This is a genomic window from Paenibacillus sp. FSL H8-0548, assembly GCF_038630985.1.
Taxonomy (GTDB): domain Bacteria; phylum Bacillota; class Bacilli; order Paenibacillales; family Paenibacillaceae; genus Pristimantibacillus.
Genome location: NZ_CP152049.1, coordinates 58991 through 79847 on the forward strand (window position 1 = coordinate 58991; position 20857 = coordinate 79847).

General features: G+C 47.4%; 16 protein-coding genes. All 16 read left to right on the forward strand.

The features are described from left to right. The first annotated feature begins 352 nt into the window (after positions 1-352). The 16 genes from spoIIE (at position 353) to MHI37_RS00365 (ending at position 20764) form a co-directional block, all read left to right on the forward strand. Positions 353-2845 carry a stage II sporulation protein E gene (spoIIE, locus tag MHI37_RS00290; protein ID WP_076338526.1) on the forward strand — a complete coding sequence of 831 codons (2493 nt, stop codon included), beginning with the start codon at positions 353-355 and terminating at the stop codon, positions 2843-2845. 525 nt (positions 2846-3370) lie between these two features. Further along, on the forward strand, positions 3371-4096 hold the full coding sequence (locus tag MHI37_RS00295) for a VWA domain-containing protein (RefSeq protein ID WP_076338527.1): 726 nt from the start codon (positions 3371-3373) through the stop codon (positions 4094-4096). Next, positions 4080-5003 (forward strand): serine/threonine protein kinase, encoded by a 924-nt coding sequence (locus MHI37_RS00300; RefSeq protein WP_076338528.1) that lies wholly within the window; start codon positions 4080-4082, stop codon positions 5001-5003. The genes MHI37_RS00295 and MHI37_RS00300 overlap by 17 nt, the downstream gene beginning before the upstream one ends. Before the next feature lie 39 nt (positions 5004-5042). Next, positions 5043-6455, forward strand: a complete 1413-nt coding sequence (tilS, locus tag MHI37_RS00305) for a tRNA lysidine(34) synthetase TilS (RefSeq protein ID WP_076338529.1) — start codon at positions 5043-5045, stop codon at positions 6453-6455. Positions 6456-6506: 51 nt separating this feature from the next. Continuing rightward, positions 6507-7046, forward strand: coding sequence for a hypoxanthine phosphoribosyltransferase (gene hpt, locus MHI37_RS00310; protein WP_076338530.1), 540 nt, complete (start codon positions 6507-6509; stop codon positions 7044-7046). Positions 7047-7144: 98 nt separating this feature from the next. Then, entirely contained in the window at positions 7145-9151 is a 2007-nt protein-coding gene (gene ftsH, locus MHI37_RS00315) for an ATP-dependent zinc metalloprotease FtsH (RefSeq protein WP_076338531.1), read from the forward strand. Between the two features lie 217 nt (positions 9152-9368). After that, the gene (locus tag MHI37_RS00320; protein ID WP_076338532.1) at positions 9369-10415 is read left to right on the forward strand and encodes a BMP family protein; all 1047 of its coding nucleotides are present in this window, start codon (positions 9369-9371) and stop codon (positions 10413-10415) included. Between the two features lie 73 nt (positions 10416-10488). Next, the gene (locus MHI37_RS00325) at positions 10489-12033 is read left to right on the forward strand and encodes an ABC transporter ATP-binding protein (RefSeq protein ID WP_076338533.1); all 1545 of its coding nucleotides are present in this window, start codon (positions 10489-10491) and stop codon (positions 12031-12033) included. Between the two features lie 5 nt (positions 12034-12038). Next, complete coding sequence (locus MHI37_RS00330) at positions 12039-13121, forward strand: ABC transporter permease (protein WP_076338534.1); 1083 nt, start codon at positions 12039-12041, stop codon at positions 13119-13121. A gap of 1 nt (position 13122) precedes the next feature. After that, positions 13123-14085 carry an ABC transporter permease gene (locus MHI37_RS00335; protein ID WP_076338535.1) on the forward strand — a complete coding sequence of 321 codons (963 nt, stop codon included), beginning with the start codon at positions 13123-13125 and terminating at the stop codon, positions 14083-14085. A gap of 428 nt (positions 14086-14513) precedes the next feature. Beyond that, the gene (nadA, locus tag MHI37_RS00340; RefSeq protein ID WP_076338536.1) at positions 14514-15452 is read left to right on the forward strand and encodes a quinolinate synthase NadA; all 939 of its coding nucleotides are present in this window, start codon (positions 14514-14516) and stop codon (positions 15450-15452) included. Positions 15453-15583: 131 nt separating this feature from the next. Next, positions 15584-17197 (forward strand): L-aspartate oxidase, encoded by a 1614-nt coding sequence (nadB, locus tag MHI37_RS00345; protein ID WP_076338537.1) that lies wholly within the window; start codon positions 15584-15586, stop codon positions 17195-17197. After that, a complete protein-coding gene (nadC, locus tag MHI37_RS00350) occupies positions 17190-18074 on the forward strand; it encodes a carboxylating nicotinate-nucleotide diphosphorylase (protein ID WP_076338538.1) in 885 nt (294 codons plus the stop codon). Before nadB ends, nadC begins: the two co-directional genes overlap by 8 nt. Next, complete coding sequence (locus MHI37_RS00355; protein WP_076338539.1) at positions 18071-18844, forward strand: type III pantothenate kinase; 774 nt, start codon at positions 18071-18073, stop codon at positions 18842-18844. The genes nadC and MHI37_RS00355 overlap by 4 nt, the downstream gene beginning before the upstream one ends. Continuing rightward, positions 18844-19746: an Hsp33 family molecular chaperone HslO gene (gene hslO, locus MHI37_RS00360; RefSeq protein ID WP_076338540.1), complete on the forward strand. Its 903-nt coding sequence runs from the start codon at positions 18844-18846 to the stop codon at positions 19744-19746. The genes MHI37_RS00355 and hslO overlap by 1 nt, the downstream gene beginning before the upstream one ends. A 16-nt stretch (positions 19747-19762) precedes the next feature. Then, positions 19763-20764 carry a peptidylprolyl isomerase gene (locus MHI37_RS00365; protein ID WP_076338541.1) on the forward strand — a complete coding sequence of 334 codons (1002 nt, stop codon included), beginning with the start codon at positions 19763-19765 and terminating at the stop codon, positions 20762-20764. Positions 20765-20857: the final 93 nt, after the last annotated feature.

Genomic DNA, 20857 nt, shown 5'->3' on the forward strand with positions numbered 1-20857 from the left:
AAAGGACGGCGGATGGAAGGGCACGGTCAATGTCGTATGGGTGCAGGCAGAAACGGTCCGAAAAAATACTTTTCTCTCATCCTCTGTTAATCCCGACAGGTTATAACGTCCATTCGCCATCGTATGGAAAAAATAGAGCACATATTTTGTTGTCGGAGTTTTGGATTCTGCTCATGCTAAGAGCGGTCAATCCTTTACGGGGCATAACTTTGACACGGTGCTGACAATGAGCGCAGTGTCAATTCTTTTTGTCGGAAAAAATTTACAAATGAATTACGTTAACTGACAAACTTTATACGGACAACCTCCTATAATGAAAAACACATTACAATCGGAATGGTGGTGTCTGATCATGGAAAAGGAAAACGTAGTTGTGCTTCCCGGTATGAAACGGACAGGTTTGGCTAGGGCGTTTGTACAGAAAGGCCGGGACTTTATCGCGTCGCGTCGTTTCATTCAGATCATTTTAGCAAAAAAATGGACCTTCCTCCTTGTAAGCGTAGCCTTTCTTCTAGGTAGAGCTGTGATCCTTGAATCGCTTATGCCGTTCGCTATTGCCTATTTCGCCGTCATTTATTTTATGAGAAGGGATATTTATCTTTGGGTCGCTGTATCGTTGGTTGCTGGCAGCTGGCTGGCCGCTGATCCTGCACCAATGTGGATCGCCATGGAGATAGCGATATTGTTTCTATTCGTGAAGGGACTCGAAGCTTATGAACGAGCGGAGCTGTCATCGGCACCGATTCTCGTATTTGCTTCAACGTTATTAGTGCAGATGTTCAGCGTATTCATTGGAGATGCGCTCAGCTGGTACAATTTTATGCTCGTAGTTGTAGAGGCTGCGCTCGGGTTTGTCCTTACGCTTGTCTTCATACAAGCGATACCGGTGCTTACCATGACGAAAAAATCGGCGACACTCAAAAACGAAGAAATCATTTGTTTAATGATTTTGCTTGCTTCTGTCATGACGGGTGCGGTGGGGTGGGTGTTCTATGGCATGTCCGCAGAGCATGTCATGTCTCGATATATGCTGCTGCTATTTGCACTCGCTGGCGGTGCACCGCTTGGCGCTTCGGTCGGTGTTGTTGCAGGACTCGTTCTAAGCTTGGCTGATTTTGGTGCAGTCGTACAAATGAGCTTACTCGCATTTGCGGGCTTGCTGGCTGGCCTGCTGCGTGAAGGCGGCAAAATGGCAGCGGCATTTGGAATGTTGCTTGGAACATCGATTTTATCCATATATGTAGGAAACCAGGCGGATGTTATGAGCTCAACCTGGGAATCAGTGGCAGCAGCGATCATGCTTATGCTGACGCCGCGCAGCATGATCCGAACGATATCGCGGTACGTGCCAGGCACGAATGAGCACGCCAAATCGCAGCATGAGTATGCGAAGCGTGTACGCGAGGTCACAGCAGATCGCGTGTCGCAATATTCAGAGGTGTTCCGCCAGCTGTCGCGCAGCTTTGGCCAGCTTAACAATAACGCAACCAAGCTTAATAAGGAGGAGGAGATTAGTCATTTCATGAATGCAGTTGCCGAGCGCAGCTGCGCAAGCTGTCACCGCCAAAATGTGTGCTGGGAGGATAAATTTTTTCATACGTACAAAATGATGACCGATATGATGTCGTCTGTGGAGGAGGATCGTGTACCATCAGCAAAGGAAATTCCCCGTGCTTGGTCGACGCATTGTGTTAAATCTGCGCAGGTGCTGGGTGAGATGTCACAGCAATACGAGCTATATCAAAATAATATGCATTGGAAGAAGCAAATATTCGACTCTCGCGGACTTGTTGCAGAGCAATTGCAGGGTGTATCGCAGGTGATGGAGGACTTGGCTAAGGAGATTAAACGGGAAGGCCAGACGCTGCATTTGCAAGAGGAGCAAATAAGAGAGGCGGTGGAGGGACTAGGATTATCTGTTCAAGGTATAGATATTGTGAATTTGGAGGAGGGAAATGTAGATATTGAAGTGTATCATGCCTTCGGCCAGGGATATGATGAGTGCCGCAAAATTATTGCACCGCTGCTGAGTGATATTTTGGGAGAGCATATCGCAGTTAAATCAGAGCGCCTGCCAGGAAGGAGCGGAGAGCCGACGCTTGTGTCCTTTGGCTCAGCTAAACAATATGAGATCGAGACTGGCATTGCCGGAGCAGCCAAGGGGGGGGATTTGCTCTCGGGAGACAGCTTTAGCATGATTGAGCTGGGCAATGGTAAATTCGCAGTAGCTATTAGTGACGGTATGGGCAATGGCGAACGGGCTCGTCAGGAAAGCAGTGCGGCATTATCAATTTTGCAGCAGCTGCTGCAGTCTGGGATGGACGAGCGACTAGCGGTGAAATCAGTCAACTCCGTGCTCCTATTGCGATCATCCGATGAAGTATTCGCTACCGTTGATCTGGCGATCGTTGATTTGTATACGGCGCAGACGACGTTCATGAAGATAGGCTCTACCCCGAGTTTTATTAAAAGAGGAAATGAGGTTATTCCTATAACAGCAAACAATTTGCCAATTGGAATCATTCAGGATATTGATGTTGATTTTGTATCTATGCAGATGCAGTCGGGGGATACGCTCGTTATGATGAGTGACGGTATTTATGATGCGCCAGGGCTCGCCGTTAATAAGGAGCTTTGGATGAAACGGATCATTAGCGAGCTGGAGACGGAGGATCCGCAGGAAATGGCGGATGCGCTGCTTGAGAAGGTGGTGCGTCATCATAATGGAGAAATCATTGACGATATGACGGTGCTTGTTGCGCGCATTGATAAACATTTGCCGGAATGGGCGTCCTTCCGCTTTCCTGGTGTGACGCGTATGGACCGGCCAAGGACGGTGAGCTAAGGATAAAAAAATGAATAGAGCGCTGGGAGGGCGATGCTAAAATAGTGAGCTAGTTACAATTCTGTTCAAATATAGGAAAGCATATCATTTCGTCATACTCTCTCTCTATATTTCTGGGAATGAAACGCGCCACCGCCATAAGGACGGCGACAGCCGTTTCACCTTGGCATGGTGAAGCCCTTTGGTCTAAAAGCTGTTTAGAAGCTGGCAGGCAAGGGGCTTTTTGTGCTGGTGAGCAGGCAAACGGAGCTGCTAATCATTTATAACCAAATAAGCAGGGGGTGAATCTGTGCTCCAAGCCTCGTTCATCTAACTTCGAAAGAGAACCGATAAATAATATAGAGAACGACGATTTTTATAAAAATGAACAAGGATGCGGGTTTTTGATAAGGACGAATATCAATTTTTTAATAGTCTAGCGGTTTAACCCTCTCAAAAAAGGCAAAGCTAATAGAAAGGCTTAGCAGCGGCCTAAGCTTATGAGGCTGTGTTTGTTACATAAACGCTTGAGAGGGGTAATGCATAATGAAACAAATATTATTAATTACGGATGGTTGCTCCAATGTAGGGCTTAGTCCGGTGGTGGCGGCTGCGCATGCCTATTCGGACGGCATTTCGGTTAATGTGGTGGGTGTACTCGATCATGGCGATGTGGGCGAGCTGGGTGCGGCGGAAATTGATGAGATCGCACGTGCGGGCGGAGGGCTGAGCAGAATGGTGAATACGCGTCAGCTCTCGCAGACGGTGCAGATGATGACGCGCAAGACAGTGGTGCAGACCATTCAGCTGGCAGTACAGAAGGAGCTAAAGCATGTGCTGGGCAATGATTCCATTGAAGCACTGCCCCCAGAGAAGCGAGGAGAGGTCGTACGTGTGATAGATGAGCTGGGAGAGAGCTCTAGTCTTCAGGTGGCCCTTCTTATTGATGCAAGCGCGAGCATGAAGCCTAAGCTGGCGGCGGTTGAGGAGGCCATACGCGATCTTATGCTGAGCCTGCAGGCTAGGCAAGGGAAAAGTGAAATTTCTGTTTTTCACTTTCCAGGCTCCAGACATGGAGATGATTGCATTATGGATTTAGGCTGGACGGATCATTTGAATGGCGTGAACGGGATATTTCCTAGGTTGCAAATGGGGGGGACAACGCCTACAGGTCCAGCGATTATGCATGTGATTGATTTTTATCGCCAAGGCAATTATGGTAGACAGAGCAGAGATGAAACGGATGGGATGATGAGTGGCTACGTCGTTTAAGGTTGATCTCCGCCGCGGCATGGTGGTAACCGGAAAGTGGAAGCAAGGGCGTTATCGGGTAGAGAGGTTGCTTGGAGAGGGCGCAAACGGTAAAGTATATCTCGTACAGCGCGATCGCAATTGGTATGCTTTGAAGCTTGGTCTGGATGCTATTGACCTGCAGTCGGAAATTAATGTATTGCAGTCGATCGCTAAGCAGAAGCAGCAGGGACATGATTCTTTCCTATTCGACGTGGATGATTTGTACGGGCCTGATGGAAAGGAGTATCCTTTTTATATTATGCGTTATGTGCTCGGGGCAACGCTGTCTGATTTTTTGAGGCAGCAGGGTATGGAGTGGTTTCCGCTCGTGGGGCTTAATCTGCTCGGCAAGCTGTCAAAGCTTCATCAGTCGGGCTGGGTATTCGGGGATCTGAAGGTGGAGAATGTGCTCGTCGCAGATTATGGTCATGTGGAGCTGGTCGATTACGGCGGTGTGACCGCGATAGGTAAAGGAATTCGCCAATTTACAGAAATATATGATCGGGGCTACTGGAACGGCGGCTCTCGGTCTGCTGATCCAAGGTACGATCTATTTTCATTTGGCGTGCTTTGCATACAGCTGCATGAAGCAAAGCGGCTTCATGCATTGACGGTAGAGCTGCTGCCGCAAAATCGTTCTGCAGGGGAGCTTATTCAAATTGCGGAATCGAGTCAGGCGTTAAAACCGATTGCTGGCTGGCTTCGCAAGGTGTTTGCGGGCCATTATGCAGACGCTGGAGAGGCTTCAGCGGCATGGCGCATATTGATGCATAGAAGAGATACACGAAGACACTCTAAAACGCCAGGGTGGCTCAAGGGACTTGCTGCTGGAACTGCAGTGCTGCTTGGAACATCCGTTTACTGGCTGCTCCGCAATGTGCTGTAGCAGCAGCTAGCGGCAGTAAATGAAGGTGAGGAAATACATATGAATCTGCCGAATGAGTTAGAGAAAATGGCAGCGGAGCGCGGACTGTGGTCCAGTGGAGATCGTATTGTTGTGGCGGTTTCCGGCGGACCTGATTCCATGGCTCTGCTGCATATGCTCTCTGTAATTGCTAAGGAAAGCGGTCTATCTATTATAGCGGCTCATGCGAACCACGGCTTTCGAATAGAGGAGTCTGCGCATGAGCTGCTCGTCGTACAAGCCTTTGCGAAGCAGCTCGGAGTGATATGTGAGACTACTTGTCTTGATATGCCGTCTTATATAGAGGAGACGCGCATGAAGGGGCAGGCTGCGTCCCGCGTGAGACGGTACGCTTTTTTGCATGATGTTGCTGCAAAGCACGGGGCTTCAAAAATTGCTCTCGCCCATCATGCGGACGATCAAGCAGAGACGGTTCTGATGCGTGTGATCCGTGGAACCGGATTAACTGGCCTCGCCGGAATTCTTAGTAAAAGAAGAGAAAAAAACGTGGAACTTATTAGACCGCTGCTTCGTATGAACAAGTCAGACCTTCTGCGTTACTGCCAAGAGCATCAGATCCCTTACTGCACGGATAGCAGTAACAATGAACGCTATTATTTCCGAAATATTATTCGGCTAGATATTTTACCGTATTTATCCCGCCATAATCCGCAATTGTCTCAATCGCTTCAGCGGCTTGCTGAGGTTGCGGGGGCGGAGGACGAGTGGATGGAGAAGCAAACCGAAGCGTTATTCGCACAGCTCGTTAAATTATCCCCCGATGAATGCGAGATTAGCTGTGTCGATTTGCTCGGTCTCCACGTCGCTTTACAAAGGAGATTGATTAAACTAATATTAAGTTATCTATCTAAGGAGACGGAAAACATATCCTTCGAACAGATTGAGACGATGCGACTGGCTGCTTCTACTCAAGCGCCTGCAACATGGCGAATGGATGCTGGTGCTGGAATCCTCTGTGCTCGTGAATACGGTTTGATGCGGTGGCTTCGAATATCGCACCCTACGATACACGATATGAGTGACTATGCGCTCGAGGCGGGCCTGGATACTGCTAGCCTAACCGTGGAGCAAAGCGGATGGTCGTTCCAATTCGACTATTTAGCCTCACAAGATAGCCGTAAGCCTGCTTCGCGATATGAAGCCTGCTTCGATGTTTCAAAGTTATCATATCCGCTCATCGTTCGAAATCGACGGCCGGGCGACAGAATTCATGTTTTAGGATTAAATGGTTCGAAAAAAGTGCAAGATATGTTCGTTGATGAGAAAATCGCCCCGCTAAAGCGAGAGCTATATCCATTACTATTCGATGCAACAGGGAGATTGCTGTGGATTCCAGGTATTCGCAGATCCAATTTTGCGCTTACGGAATTACATACAAAAGACGTGTTGTTCATACGGGCAGAAAACGAATAAGAAGCACTGGTACACTCATAAACATAGTTAAGGCGTAGGGGGATTTTCACTTTGCAAAACGATATTAAAGAAGTATTGTACGATGCACAGCAGATTAGTGAGAAGGTCAAGGAGCTCGGTGCAAAGCTGAGTGTGGATTTTAGCGGACGCAATCCGCTCGTTATTTGCGTTCTAAAGGGTGCTTTTATTTTTATGGCAGACCTTGTGAAGGAAATAACGGTGCCGCTTGAGCTTGATTTTATGGCTGTATCCAGCTATGGTCAGTCCACGAAGTCATCAGGCGTCGTTAAAATCATCAAAGATCTTGATGTTTCCGTTGAGGGTCGCGAGGTTCTGATTGTTGAGGATATTATTGACAGCGGCTTGACACTCAGCTATTTAATCGATGTTTTAGAGCGTCGTAATTCCAAGTCTGTTACAGTGGTTACCCTATTTGATAAGCCGGCTCGCCGTACGGTTGAGCTTGAGGCTGATTATAAGGGCTTTACACTACCGGACGAGTTTATTGTAGGCTATGGATTAGATTTTGCGGAAAAATATCGCAACCTTCCTTATGTTGGTATTTTGAAACCGCAAGTGTATGAAAAATAATAGCGATTCACCCGTACATGCCCTTCTCCGTATACCTCTATTGTTATGGAAAGTCATGCTATGGTAAAATATTTTAAGTGCCTGAGAGGAGGTTGGGGATGAATCGGATCATCCGTAATACTGGTTTTTATTTAATTATATTTTTGGTGACCGTTGGGATTTTTCAATTTATCAGCAGCCAAAACAACACAACCGTGGGATTGCGTTACGACGAGCTCGTTACAGCTATTGAATCGGGAAATGTTAAAGAGTTAAGTGTTAGGTATGAGAACCAATCTTATTTTGTTTCCGGTAAATATAAAGTGAAGCCTGCAGACGCAGAAAATGATCAATTCGTATCGAGGACCGGCGTCAGCGCTGAGGCTAAGATTCAAGAATGGTCGAAGCAGTATGGATTCGCCTTAGAGAATCAGGAAATGAAGCAGCCAAGCATTTGGCTAACATTCCTGACTTCCATTATTCCGTTCATTATTATTTTTGTCTTGTTCTTCTTCTTGATGAATCAAGCTCAGGGCGGCGGCGGCAAAGTGATGAACTTTGGCAAGAGCAAAGCGCGGCTTTATGATAATGAGAAAAAACGTATTACATTTGAAGATGTCGCTGGAGCAGACGAGGAGAAGCAAGAGCTCATTGAGGTCGTTGACTTCTTGAAGGATCCGCGCAAATTCAACCTGGTAGGCGCACGCATACCGAAGGGCGTATTGCTTGTTGGTCCTCCAGGTACAGGTAAAACCTTGCTAGCCCGTGCAGTAGCAGGTGAGGCAGGCGTACCATTCTTTAGTATTTCAGGCTCTGATTTCGTAGAGATGTTTGTCGGTGTCGGCGCATCCCGTGTGCGTGATTTGTTTGAGAATGCTAAGAAAAATGCACCATGTATTATTTTTATCGATGAGATTGATGCGGTAGGTCGTCAGCGCGGCGCCGGTCTTGGCGGCGGGCACGATGAGCGTGAGCAAACACTCAACCAATTGCTCGTTGAAATGGATGGCTTTGGCGCTAACGAAGGTATTATCATTATTGCTGCAACGAACCGTCCAGATATTCTCGATCCGGCATTACTGCGTCCAGGCCGCTTTGACCGTCAAATTACGGTTGACCGTCCAGATGTGAAAGGCCGTGAAGCTGTGCTTAAAGTGCATGCACGCAATAAGCCGCTGGCTAAGGATGTTAAGCTTGAAGTGATCGCTAGACGCACTACTGGTTTCAGTGGTGCTGATCTAGAAAATTTACTTAATGAAGCAGCGCTTCTTGCAGCTCGCCGCAATAAAAAGGATATCGCTATGGTTGAGGTTGATGATGCGATTGATCGTATTATTGTCGGTACGGAGAAGAAGAGCCGTGTCGTTAGTGATCGTGAGAAGCGGATTGTTGCCTATCATGAAGCAGGGCATACGATTGCAGGATTCTTCCTTGAGCATGCTGATATGGTGCACAAGGTAACAATTATTCCTCGTGGTCGTGCTGGCGGATACGTCATTATGCTTCCGAAGGAAGACCGTATGCTTGTAACCAAGCCGGAACTTCTTGATAAAATTACAGGCTTGCTTGCTGGGCGTGTAGCGGAAGAGCTGTTTATCGGCGAAATCGGCACAGGCGCATACAGTGACTTTAAACAAGCAACGAGCATCGTGCGCGCTATGATTATGGAATATGGTATGAGCGACAAGCTTGGACCAATGCAGTTTGGCAGCAGCTCGCAAAGCCAGGTATTCCTTGGTCGTGATATCGGTCACGAACAAAATTACTCTGATGCGATTGCTTATGAGATCGATCAAGAAATGCAAGCCATCACGAATGATTGCTACGAACGAGCGAAGAACCTATTGACAGAGAAGAGCAAGGAAATGCATTTGATTGCTCAAACGCTGCTTAATGAGGAAACGCTTGAAATGGAGCAAATCAAACGGTTGGTTGAAACAGGCACTTTAGAAGGCGGACCAACCACTTCTGAGGAATCCACAGCTGTAGTTGAACCTACTACAGAACCAGTAGTTGAGACTATTGGAGATGTTAAGGTTCGCATACAAACTCGGGAACAGGATGAAATTAAAGCGCCTAGTCTTGAGAAACGCCAAGATTCCGAAGATCCGGATAAGAACGAATAGATTTTCTTTTAACGGCTAATAGGTCGTCCTGCTACTTGTTATGAGTAGTGGGACGGCCTATTTTTTTTGTCAGTAACAATACATATGTCATATATCAATCGTTCGTGTTTAATTTCATGTAACGATAATGAAATAATCGCGGCTAGAAATAGGAAGAATAAGAAGACGAGAGGGGCTGTACATCTTTCGCTAAAATGGAGCAAGGGAGAATGAACACATGAAAAAAACATTTAGCTTTATGCTCGTTATGATGATTGCATTGACGCTGGTGTTGTCAGCTTGCGGAGCGAAGAAAAATAATGAGGGTGGTTCAGCTACAAACGGTGGTACGAAAGTAGTATCTGATGAAACGGGTAAAGGCATTAAAATTGGAATGGTTACTGACGTTGGCGGCGTACATGATAAATCTTTTAACGAAAGCGCTTGGGAAGCTCTGCAAAGAGTAACAGCTGAGACAAGTGCAGACACGAAGTTCTTGGAAAGCAAAGGCGAGGCAGATTTGGAGCCGAACCTGAACAGCTTCGTTAAAGAGGGCTACGATCTTACTTGGGGTATTGGTTTCTTGTTCAATGACGCACTTGCTAAAGTGGCTGCTGAGAACCCGAATGCTAAGCTAGCTGTTATAGACAGCGTTATTGAGGTCCCGAATGTTGCTTCGATTGTATTCGCTGAGAATGAAGGTTCATTCTTGGTTGGTGTCGTTGCTGGCCTGATGACCAAAACAAACAAAATTGGCTTTGTAGGCGGAATGGAAATTCCCGTTATCAAAAATTTCGAGGTTGGCTTTAAAGCTGGTGTAGCGGCGGTTAAACCAGATGCAACAGTAAAGATTGACTATGCGGGTGATTTCGGCAAGCCTGATCTTGGTAAATTGTCTGCAGCAACGATGTATGATGCTGGTGTCGATATTATTTTTCACGCTGCAGGTGCAACGGGCAACGGTGTATTCAATGAAGCGATAGCCCGCAAATCTGCAGGCGATGACGTTTGGGTTATTGGCGTAGATAAAGATCAGTCGCTCGAGTATGGTGATGAGGTGACGCTTACTTCGATGATGAAGGGCGTAGAGGCGGCCGTTCATAAAATATCTAAAGATGTCATTGCTGGTACGTTTGCTGGCGGCAAAATACAAAAGCTCGGCTTGAAGGATGATGCAGTAGGATTGCCTGAAACGACTAAAAACCTTCCGGAAGATGTACTTGCAGAAGTAGCCAAATACAAAGAAAAAATTATTAGCGGCGAAATTAAGGTGCCTACTGCATAGTTTTCTGCATCCATTGGTAACCAAGTTGGTGTTTCATATACTCGTAGCGTAAAAAACGGGGAGGTGATGTGGCATGGACCGGAGCCTGACGGCTGTGCATTTAAAGGGGATTACAAAGCGGTTTCCTGGATTGGTAGCCAATGATTCGATCGATTTAGAATTGAAGAAAGGCGAAATTCATGCGCTGCTTGGTGAGAATGGGGCAGGGAAGTCGACGCTCATGAACATATTGTTCGGTTTATATCAGCCTGATGAGGGCGAGATATGGATTAATGGCGAGCAAACCGTCATCGAAGGCGCGTCGAAGGCTATCGATTTAGGCATTGGAATGGTGCATCAGCACTTTAAGCTGGTGCAGCCATTTACGGTAACCGAAAATATTGTGCTTGGCAATGAGCCCATTAAAGGCATGCAAATCGATTATAAGCTCGCAAACGAGAAGGTTAGGGAAATATCCGAACGCTATGGTCTGAAAGTAGATCCGCAGTCGCGGGTTAAAGATATAACGGTAGGTACCCAGCAGCGTGTGGAGATTTTGAAGACGTTGTATCGCGGCGCGGAGATCGTTATTTTTGATGAGCCAACAGCTGTTTTGACGGTACAGGAAATCGAAGAGCTTATTGAGATTATTCGTAGTCTGGCGGCGGAAGGCAAGTCGATTATTATTATTACGCATAAATTGAAAGAAGTTATGGCGCTTGCAGATTCCGTAACCGTTATTCGGCGTGGCAAAGTCATTAAGACAGTCGCCACTGATGAAACGAATGAAAAACAATTGGCCGAGCTTATGGTAGGCAGAGATGTGAATTTCGAAGCAACTAAGACAAAGCGTGAGCTTGGTGATGTTATTTTGTCTGTTAATGCTCTGCAGATGAAGGGTGGGCAAGGAAGAAATGCATTAAACGGTATTGATTTTAACATTCGAGCCGGAGAGATCGTCGGCATAGCTGGTGTTGACGGCAACGGACAAAGTGAGCTCGTATATGCGATCACGGGGATGCGCAAGGTTGATAGCGGCAATGTTAAGCTGAATAGCCGAGATATAACGAACCAATCGCCAAGGCAAATATCAGTCGCTGGTGTGGGCCATATTCCGGAGGATCGGCATAAGCATGGCTTGGTGCTCGATTTTTCAGTGAGCGAGAATATGATTTTGAATACTTATTTTGAACCGGAGTTTGGACGGTCGCTGTTTATTGACTATAGCGCAATGGATAATCTGGCTGACAAGCTAGTCAATGAATTTGATGTCCGATCGTCAGGCATTCATACGCATGCACGCGCATTGTCGGGCGGTAATCAGCAAAAAGCGATTATTGCACGTGAGCTGCATAAGGACCCTGATTTGCTTATTGCTGTTCAACCGACGCGGGGGCTAGATATCGGCGCTATTGAATATGTACATAAGAGGTTGATACAAGCCAGAAACGAAGGTAAGGCGGTTCTACTTGTGTCCTTTGAGCTCGATGAGCTTTATGCCTTGTCTGATCGAATTGCTGTCATGTATGAAGGCAAGCTGATGGGTGAGGTGGATGCTGAGCATAGGGATGACCAGCAGCTTGGTCTCATGATGGCTGGCGACAGGTCTGCAGCAGCTGCATCAAGGAAGAGGGGATAGCGGATATGGAAAATTTAAAAAGGATATTCAATAAATCGTCTATCCTAATTCCTTGTGTAGCCATAATTCTTGGCCTGCTCGTAGGTGCGATTGCTATGCTCGCAGGAGGCTATAATCCAATTTTGGCGTATACGTCTTTGCTGGATAGGCTGTTTAGTTCTCCTTATAACATCGGGGAGGCTATTCGAGCCATTACCCCTTTGATTTTCACTGGATTGGCGGTTTCTTTTGCTTTCCGTACCGGATTATTCAATATCGGTGTAGAGGGACAATTCGTAATGGGGATGACTGGTGCGACGATCATAGGTGTGCTGCTGGATCTTCCTTGGTATATCCACGCGCCGCTTGCTATTATTACAGGTGCTGTATTTGGCGGCATATGGGCTGGGATTGCCGGTTATTTGAAAGCGAAGCGCGGTGTGAATGAAGTTATTTCCTCTATTATGTTGAACTGGATTGCGTTGTTTTTGGCCAACTTTATTGTAGCCAAGTTCCTTATTCAGAAGGGACAGCAAAAGTCGATGCCTATTGCCGATACAGCGATGGTGAAAATCGACTGGCTGATTAAGCTGACAGACAATGCGCGTATGCACTGGGGTACGATTATAGCGCTCGTTTGTATTGTGCTGTTCTATATTGTGCTATGGAGAACAAAACAAGGCTACGAGCTGCGCGCGGTTGGGTATAATCCAGATGCCGCTTTGTATGCAGGGATGAATGTAAATGCCACGATGGTCAAATCGATGTTTATAAGCGGTGTATTCGCCGGTCTAGGCGGTGTATTTGAGGTGCTGGGCGTATTCGGGAATCAGACGATTATGGCTGCTTCACCGGGCTACGGCTTTGATGGTATTGCTGTAGCGCTGCTTGGAGGCAACACGCCAATTGGCGTGTTGCTCGGAGCTATCCTGTTCGGAGGCTTGAGCTACGGTTCGGCTGGAATGAGCTTTGGGGCAGGCGTTCCTCCTGAGGTCGTGCGCATCGTGATTGGCGCCGTCATCTTCTTCGTTGCTTCGCATGGATTGGTGAAGTGGTTCTTAAAGCCTTTTCTAAATAAACGGGCAAGCAAGCGGAAAGAGGCGGTGTAAAATGAATGTACTAGATGTCATAGGGCAGCTTATAAATACAACGCTCGTATTCTCCACCGCGCTTATCTTTGCAGCACTTGGAGGCATGTACTCTGAGCGTTCAGGTGTCGTGAACATTGGGCTCGAGGGCTTGATGGTATCCGGAGCCTTCGCCGCAGCAGTTGGAACGGAGTATGCGATTGAGGCCGGTCTTGGCAATGCTTCGCCGTGGATCGGTTTTTTGGCAGCGGCTATTTACGGTGTACTCGTATCGCTTCTGCATGCCATCTCCACAATTACCTTCCGAGCGAATCAGACGGTTGTTGGTGTTGTTATTAATATTTTCTCGCTCGGCTTGTCGTTATACTTAACGAAGAGCTTATATCACGGCTCAGGACAAACTCCGCAGCTTGCAAATGTGTTTCACAAATGGAAGATACCTTACTTATCGGATATTCCATTGCTCGGTAAAGCGGTTTTCACTGCCTATCCAACGACGTATATCGTACTCGCGATTGCAGTGATCAGCTATTTTGTTTTATTCCGTACCCCCTTTGGCTTGCGTCTTCGCGCGGTGGGCGAGCATCCCAGCTCGGCAGACACGGTTGGGATTAGTGTTGCAAAATATCGTTATATCGGCGTATTGCTCAGCGGTGCGCTCGCAGGTCTTGGCGGTGCGACCATTACGCTGACGACGACGAGCAGCTTCGCTCACAATACGATCTCCGGGCAAGGGTTTATTGCGCTTGCGGCGTTAATATTCGGAAAATGGAATCCACTAGGCGTTGTTGGCGCGGCCATGTTCTTTGGACTGGCTCAAGCGCTTAGAAGCTTTGCGCAGCTATTTGATTTTTCAAAGCAAATTCCGGTCGAATTTTTCTACATGCTGCCGTATGTACTAACGCTAATTGTATTAGCAGGTGCTGTCGGTCGTTCAAGTGCTCCGTCGGCACTTGGTCAGTCTTACGATCCGGCGAAACGTTAACATATTTATAAATGAAGAGGGTTTCTTTCTGGTTGCGAAAGGGGCCCTGTTTTGTTTTAAAATATAAGAAAGTATAAGTTTCACACTTTTACTCCGCCTATATTTCTGGAATGAAACGCGCAAGCGCCGCCAAAGGACGGCGACAGCCGTTTCACCTTGAGGGCGTGTGCAGGGGGATTAATGGTGTTTAATGGTGTGAGAGTGGGTCCAAAATAATTAATTTTTAATTGCTGGGAGAAAAAGGCCTTTAATACATTGACAGTAGCATCTGCCGCGTGTAAATTAAAACTTAATCAATTGAATTTATCCCTGTTGGTTTAAACTATAGGTAAGCGGCTTTTTGAGTTTGTGCATCAATTCACATAGTCGAGCTTGCTGCAAAATGGAATGGGTATTACCCCATCCTTCATAAGAGGAGAGGATCTACTGTGGAAGCACTGGCACTGGAACGCAAGGCTGAGCAAAATCGTGAGCTGCGTGAACGGTTGTTACAGTTGAAGAAAGAACGGAACGCTATTATTTTGGCACATTATTATCAACGTGATGAGATTCAAGAGGTAGCGGATTTCCGTGGAGATTCCTTTTTGCTTGCTCAGAAGGCTGCTCAAACCGATGCTGATGTCATCGTTTTCTGCGGCGTTCATTTCATGGGTGAGAGCGCTAAAATTTTGGCACCAAACAAGACGGTTATCATTCCCGATGAGCGTGCCGGCTGTCCGATGGCAGACATGGTGAACGTTGACGGACTGCGTCAGCTGAAAGCAAAGCATCCGAACGCAAAAGTCGTCACGTACATCAACTCCTCTGCTGATATTAAAGCCGAGACCGACATCGTATGTACTTCAGCGAATGCAGTCAAGGTAGTGAACTCCGTAGAGGGTGACGAGGTGATCTGGGTTCCAGACAAAAACCTCGGTCACTATGTGCAGCAGCATACCGATAAGAAGATGATCATCTGGGAAGGCTACTGCAACACTCATGATATGCTGACGGTTAAAGACGTTGAAGAGATGAGAGTCAAGTATCCAGACGCGCAATTTGTTGTTCATCCAGAATGCCGTCCGGAGGTCGTTGCGCTTGGTGATTTTGTAGGGAGTACAACCGCCATCATTAAATATTGCAAAGAATCGGAATGCCAGCAATTTATCGTAGGCACAGAGGACGGAACAGGGTATCAGCTTCGTTTGGACAGCCCGGGCAAGACGTTTCATTTTGCATCCAAATATTTGGTTTGTCCCAACATGAAGGTAAATAACTTGAAGAAGCTCGTGAAATGTCTAGAAACGATGCAGCCTCAAATTTATGTACCGCCGCATGTTGCGGATCAGGCTCGTTTGTCCTTAGAGCGCATGCTACTAGTGAAGTAGCATGCGCTACTCCTGTGTATGTAATATAAGGTTTGTGTATTGTATTTGTCATTCTGCTTATATTTCATTCTGAAACGTAAGCGATGCAGCCAATGGTCGGCTTTTTGCCGTCTACGCTTGGAGGAGCCCTAATGATCCCTAGATATTTAGTTGATGTGCAGCTGAGTGAGCTGCCGGTGATTGAAAAAGATGTCATAGTTATCGGGGCCGGCATTGCCGGTCTTTTTACCGCTATACGGGCAAGTGAGCATAATTCTGTGCTTATGATTACTAAGAAATCACTTATGGATAGCAATACCCGTTACGCTCAAGGCGGAATCGCCGCGGTTATTTCTGATGAGGATTCTCCAGTTTATCATAGACAGGATACGCTAGTGGCAGGTGCTGGTTTATGCTCGGATGCTGCTGTTGATGTACTTGTTCATGAAGGGCCTAAAGGTGTCCGCAGCTTGATTCAAATGGGTACGCAATTCGATCTGGAAAATGGAGAATTTGCGTTAACGAAGGAAGGGGCGCATAGTCAGCGGCGAATTTTGCATGCTAATGGAGATGCTACTGGCTTTGAAATCGTTCGTGCGCTTTCGGAGAATGCGGTTGCTAACCCCAAGATAGAGGTATGGGATGATCATTTTGTTATTGATCTTGTCACGCAGGACGGTGAATGCTGTGGTGTTATTGTGCAGAAGCCAGGCGGACAAAGACTATTTATACGGGGCAAGGCAGTTATACTAAGCTCCGGCGGTGCAGGGCAGCTCTACCGCTATACCACAAATCCTGAGGTTGCTACTGGCGATGGCATTGCGATGGCTTACCGGGCAGGCGCATATATTCAGGACGTAGAGTTTATTCAATTCCATCCAACCTCGTTATGTTATCCGGGAGCGCCTAGGTTTCTAATCTCAGAGGCTGTTCGCGGTGAAGGCGCTTATCTTCGCAATATAAAGGGAGAGCGGTTCATGGAACGTTACCACGAGCAGCTTGAGCTCGCGCCGAGAGACGTTGTGGCGCGCGCCATCGTTAGCGAGATGGAAGAAACCAAGTCCACCTTCGTCTATATTGATATTACGCATGAATCGCCGGATATGGTGAAGCATCGTTTTCCAACGATATATGAATATTGCTTGAAATATGGTCTTGACTTGACCTCGGATTGGATTCCGGTAGCTCCTGCCATGCATTATATGATGGGTGGGGTCAAAACCGACTTAAACGGCGAAACCAATATTAAGCGTTTGTTTGCCTGCGGCGAGGTTTCTTCAACCGGCGTGCATGGAGCAAATCGGCTTGCAAGCAACTCACTTTCGGAAGCGATCGTGTTTGGCAGAAGAATCGTTAAGCGAATTAACGAGCTTTCAGCGATTACGACGCGTCCTGTTTCCAATAATGAAACAGAGCGAAGCAGCACTCCGATTCAAGCAGTTGTCGAAAGACGGCTTAAGCTGCAAAAAATTATGGTGAGATACGCGGGTCTGCGTCGTGATGCGAAGGGACTTGAAAAGGGACTTGAGGAATTAAAGCGGCAGCTGCCGATATTCCAATCGATTTTGACAGAGCGTGAAGAATATGAGTTTGCAAATTTACTTACCTGTGCGCTGCTTACTGCAGAATCGGCGCTCTCGCGCGAGGAAAGCCGCGGCGCGCATTATCGAGAGGATTTCCCGGCACGTGACGATGCGAATTGGAGAAAGCATACGGTGATGCACCGTCTATATGGACTGACGGAGGAGCGAATAGAAGATGTTTGAGTGGACCACAGGTGGATATGATGCGCAGGTGCGTGACCTAATCCAGAGCTGGCTGGCAGAGGATATAGGCAGTGGAGATATAACGACGGAGACGACAATCCCGAGAGCTTCACGCTCAAAGGCTGTCATCCATGTGAAGGAAAACGGCATTATAGCCGGACTGCCTATCGCTCAGCTTGTGTTTGAGGTTGTTGATCCTTTGCTTGTATTTGAGGCCAAGGTACAGGACGGCCAATATGTGGACAAAGGTACAGTGCTAGCCACTGTAGAGGGCAGTACGCATAGTCTGCTTACTGGCGAGCGCCTTGCGCTTAATTTAATGCAGAGGCTCTCTGGCATTGCTACAAAAACCCGGGCTTTTGTTGAGGCGATTGAGGGCTTGCCCGTCCGTCTGGTGGATACGCGCAAAACAACGCCTGGTCACCGCAAGCTGGAGAAGTATGCGGTTCGTGTCGGCGGAGGAGCTAATCACCGATTTGGACTGTATGATGCGGTTATGATTAAGGACAATCATATTAAGGGCTCCGGCGGCATTCGTGCTGCGGTTGAAGCTGCACGCAGCAAAATTCCGCATACGATGAAAATCGAGGTAGAGACAGAATCACTTGCGCAGGTAGACGAAGCGCTTGCTAGCGGAGCAGATATTATTATGCTCGACAATATGGCGCATCCGATGATGAAGGAAGCGGTAGCCAAAATCAAAGCCGTTTCACCGCATGTTATTGTAGAAGCATCTGGCGGCGTTTCATTGGAAACGGTAAAGGGTATTGCTTTATGCGGAGTAGATGTTATTTCTGTAGGCGGGCTCACCTATTCATTCCACGCGCTTGATATTAGTTTGGATTTGAATGAGAAGAAAGGTGGGGAAACGCTTTGATCCTCGTCATTGATGTCGGGAATACGAACATTGTGCTTGGCATATACAAGGGAAAAGAGCTTCTACATCATTGGCGGCTAAGCACGAACCGTTCGGCGACAGTAGATGAATACGGCATCACGATTCATAATCTGTTTCATTACGCAGGTGTGAGGCTGGAGCAGATGGACGGTGTCATTATTTCATCGGTCGTACCTCCTTTAATGCGTACTTTGGAGCAGCTATGCACCAAATATATTCGCAAAACTCCGATAATCGTTGGGCCGGGCATCAAGACCGGCTTGAATATACGCTATGAGAACCCGCGTGAGGTGGGTGCCGATCGTATCGTAAATTCAGTAGCGGGCATTGTTAAGTACGGCATACCGCTTGTCGTTGTGGATTTCGGAACAGCCACGACTTTTGACTATATTGATGAAAACGGCAATTACCTCGGAGGGGCAATTGTGCCTGGTATCGGGATTTCTACGGAGGCGCTCTATCAACGAGCTGCCAAGCTGCCTAGAATTGAGCTGGTGAGGCCAAAGAGTGTCATTGGCCGCAATCCTGTAACGTCGATGCAAGCGGGGATAATTTTTGGATATGCAGGACAAGTAGATGGGATAGTCAATCGCATTCGCGACGAATTCGGCGTAACGCCTCGTGTTATTGCAACGGGCGGTTTAGCGGAGTTAATCGCTGCAGAATCGGAAACGATAGAAGAGGTGGATCCCCTTCTGACGCTTGAAGGTTTGAGAATTATATATGAACGCAATCAGGAGGGAATATGATGGATGATCAGCTGAAGGACGTGCTGGTGCGAGGGACGGCATGGAAAGGGAAAATTCGAGTGTTCGCAGCTCGCACGACTCAGCTTGTTGAGGAACTAAGGCAGCGTCACGGCACATTTCCTACAGCTACGGCTGCGCTAGGCCGTACTTTGACAGCCGGAGCTATTATGGGTGCAATGCTGAAGGGGCAAGAAAAGCTGACCATACAAGTGAAGGGTGATGGACCGCTTGGTCAAATCGTCGTGGATGCAAATGCAGACGGCGAGGTGCGCGGTTATGTAGAAAACCCCGAGGTTCACTTACCAAGCAATGCACATGGAAAGCTTGATGTTGCGGGAGCGGTTGGACGTACCGGCTTTGTTCACATTACGAAGGATTTAGGAATGAAGGAGCCGTACCGAGGCAGCATTCCGATTGTGTCGGGAGAGCTAGGCGAGGATTTTACTTATTATTTCGCTGTATCGGAGCAGACGCCTGCCGCAGTAGGACTTGGCGTTTTGGTTGATACCGATAATTCGGTTATGCATTCAGGCGGTTTTATCGTCCAGCTCTTGCCAGGACTTACGGATGATGAAATTACACGATTAGAGCAAGCGGTTGGCTCGATGCCGCCTGTAACAGCTCTGCTTGATCAAGGAGAAACGCCGGAGGAGCTGCTGCGCTGGATCGTTGGAGATGATCTTCAAATCCATGACACGATGGAATTGAAATTCGAGTGCTTCTGTTCCTCGGAACGGGTAGAGCAGACACTTCTCAGCCTGGGTGAGCATGAAATGCAACAAATTATTGATGAAGACGGAAAAGCGGAAGTCGTTTGCCAATTTTGCAACGAAGCGTATACCTTTGATCGGACAGAGCTAGAGAGATTGCTTGATCAAGCGAAACCAAAGCCGATCCAATAATCGGAGGCAATAGGGAATGAAGAAATACGAGGTGCTGAAGGCCGTTGTCATCCTTCAAGCCGTATGTATGGTGGTGCTAACGGTAGTCGTTGTTATTAAGGTGTTTCCGGGAAATGATCGATTTCAGGACAGACGTCCTCAAACGAATGCAGGCAGCGGAGAGGATCTGGATCAGGGGAAAACAGACCAGCCATTGATCGTTGACCCCTCGAAGCAAACGGACCACGAGCGAGTTATTGCCAAGATAGGACAAGAGAGCATTACGTTGGCTGATTTGGAGAAAGAGCTCTATAAGCAGCATGGGGCTGCCGTTCTGCGAACGATAATGGTGCATAAGGTTGTTGAATTAGAGGCTGAAGCCTCTGAACTAAGCATATCAGCGGAAGAGCAGGACCGCGAGCTGGCCAAGCTAATTGAGGGCTACGAAAGTGAGGATCACTTCTATGAGGTGATGCAGAATCAGCTTGGCATGACGAAGGAACAGGTGCTCGAGGACCTGCGGTATCGTCTGCTGCTGGAGAAAATCGTTATTCGCAGCATCAGCATCTCGGATGATGAGGTCAGTCGTTACATAGCCGACCACCCTGAGGAATTTGAAGATCGAGTTCAGCTGCATTTACAGTGGATTTTGACAGATACCGTGAAGGAAGCTAATTCGGTGCTGCAGCTGCTCACAGAGGGTGAGGACTTTGCTCTGCTTGCGAAGACGTACTCCATTGATTCTTTCACGGCCGATGCAGGCGGTGACTTAGGCTTAATTGATGAAGATGATCCTTTCTATAACCGTGAAATGTTGAATACAGCCAGTCGTCTGCAGATTGCCGAAATGGCTGGCCCGATTCAGGTTGACGGCGGGTATGCGGTTATCCAGCTTATTGAACGGCAAATAACAACAAGTATGACTGGACGCCGTTTGCATGAAGCGGTGCACAAACAAATGGCATTAGAGCGCGCCGATTCGTTAACGGAAATCGAAGACGAGCTTCTGGTGAAATACGATGCAATAAAAACTGAATAGCGTCACAGCTGTTCTTGTTTGCCGTAAACTGAAAACTCGCTATTGACAACGGATGCAAGACATTGTTAATATTGAATTAGTTAAAATACCAAC

Bases quoted from the DNA above. Each gene is read 5' to 3' on its own strand.
- spoIIE (WP_076338526.1), top strand. From the start codon at position 353: ATGGAAAAGGAAAACGTAGTTGTGCTTCCCGGTATGAAACGGACAGGT.
- MHI37_RS00295 (WP_076338527.1), top strand. From the start codon at position 3,371: ATGAAACAAATATTATTAATTACGGATGGTTGCTCCAATGTAGGGCTT.
- tilS (WP_076338529.1), top strand. From the start codon at position 5,043: ATGAATCTGCCGAATGAGTTAGAGAAAATGGCAGCGGAGCGCGGACTG.
- ftsH (WP_076338531.1), top strand. From the start codon at position 7,145: ATGAATCGGATCATCCGTAATACTGGTTTTTATTTAATTATATTTTTG.
- MHI37_RS00320 (WP_076338532.1), top strand. From the start codon at position 9,369: ATGAAAAAAACATTTAGCTTTATGCTCGTTATGATGATTGCATTGACG.
- MHI37_RS00325 (WP_076338533.1), top strand. From the start codon at position 10,489: ATGGACCGGAGCCTGACGGCTGTGCATTTAAAGGGGATTACAAAGCGG.
- MHI37_RS00330 (WP_076338534.1), top strand. From the start codon at position 12,039: ATGGAAAATTTAAAAAGGATATTCAATAAATCGTCTATCCTAATTCCT.
- MHI37_RS00335 (WP_076338535.1), top strand. From the start codon at position 13,123: ATGAATGTACTAGATGTCATAGGGCAGCTTATAAATACAACGCTCGTA.
- nadB (WP_076338537.1), top strand. From the start codon at position 15,584: ATGATCCCTAGATATTTAGTTGATGTGCAGCTGAGTGAGCTGCCGGTG.
- nadC (WP_076338538.1), top strand. From the start codon at position 17,190: ATGTTTGAGTGGACCACAGGTGGATATGATGCGCAGGTGCGTGACCTA.
- hslO (WP_076338540.1), top strand. From the start codon at position 18,844: ATGGATGATCAGCTGAAGGACGTGCTGGTGCGAGGGACGGCATGGAAA.
- MHI37_RS00365 (WP_076338541.1), top strand. From the start codon at position 19,763: ATGAAGAAATACGAGGTGCTGAAGGCCGTTGTCATCCTTCAAGCCGTA.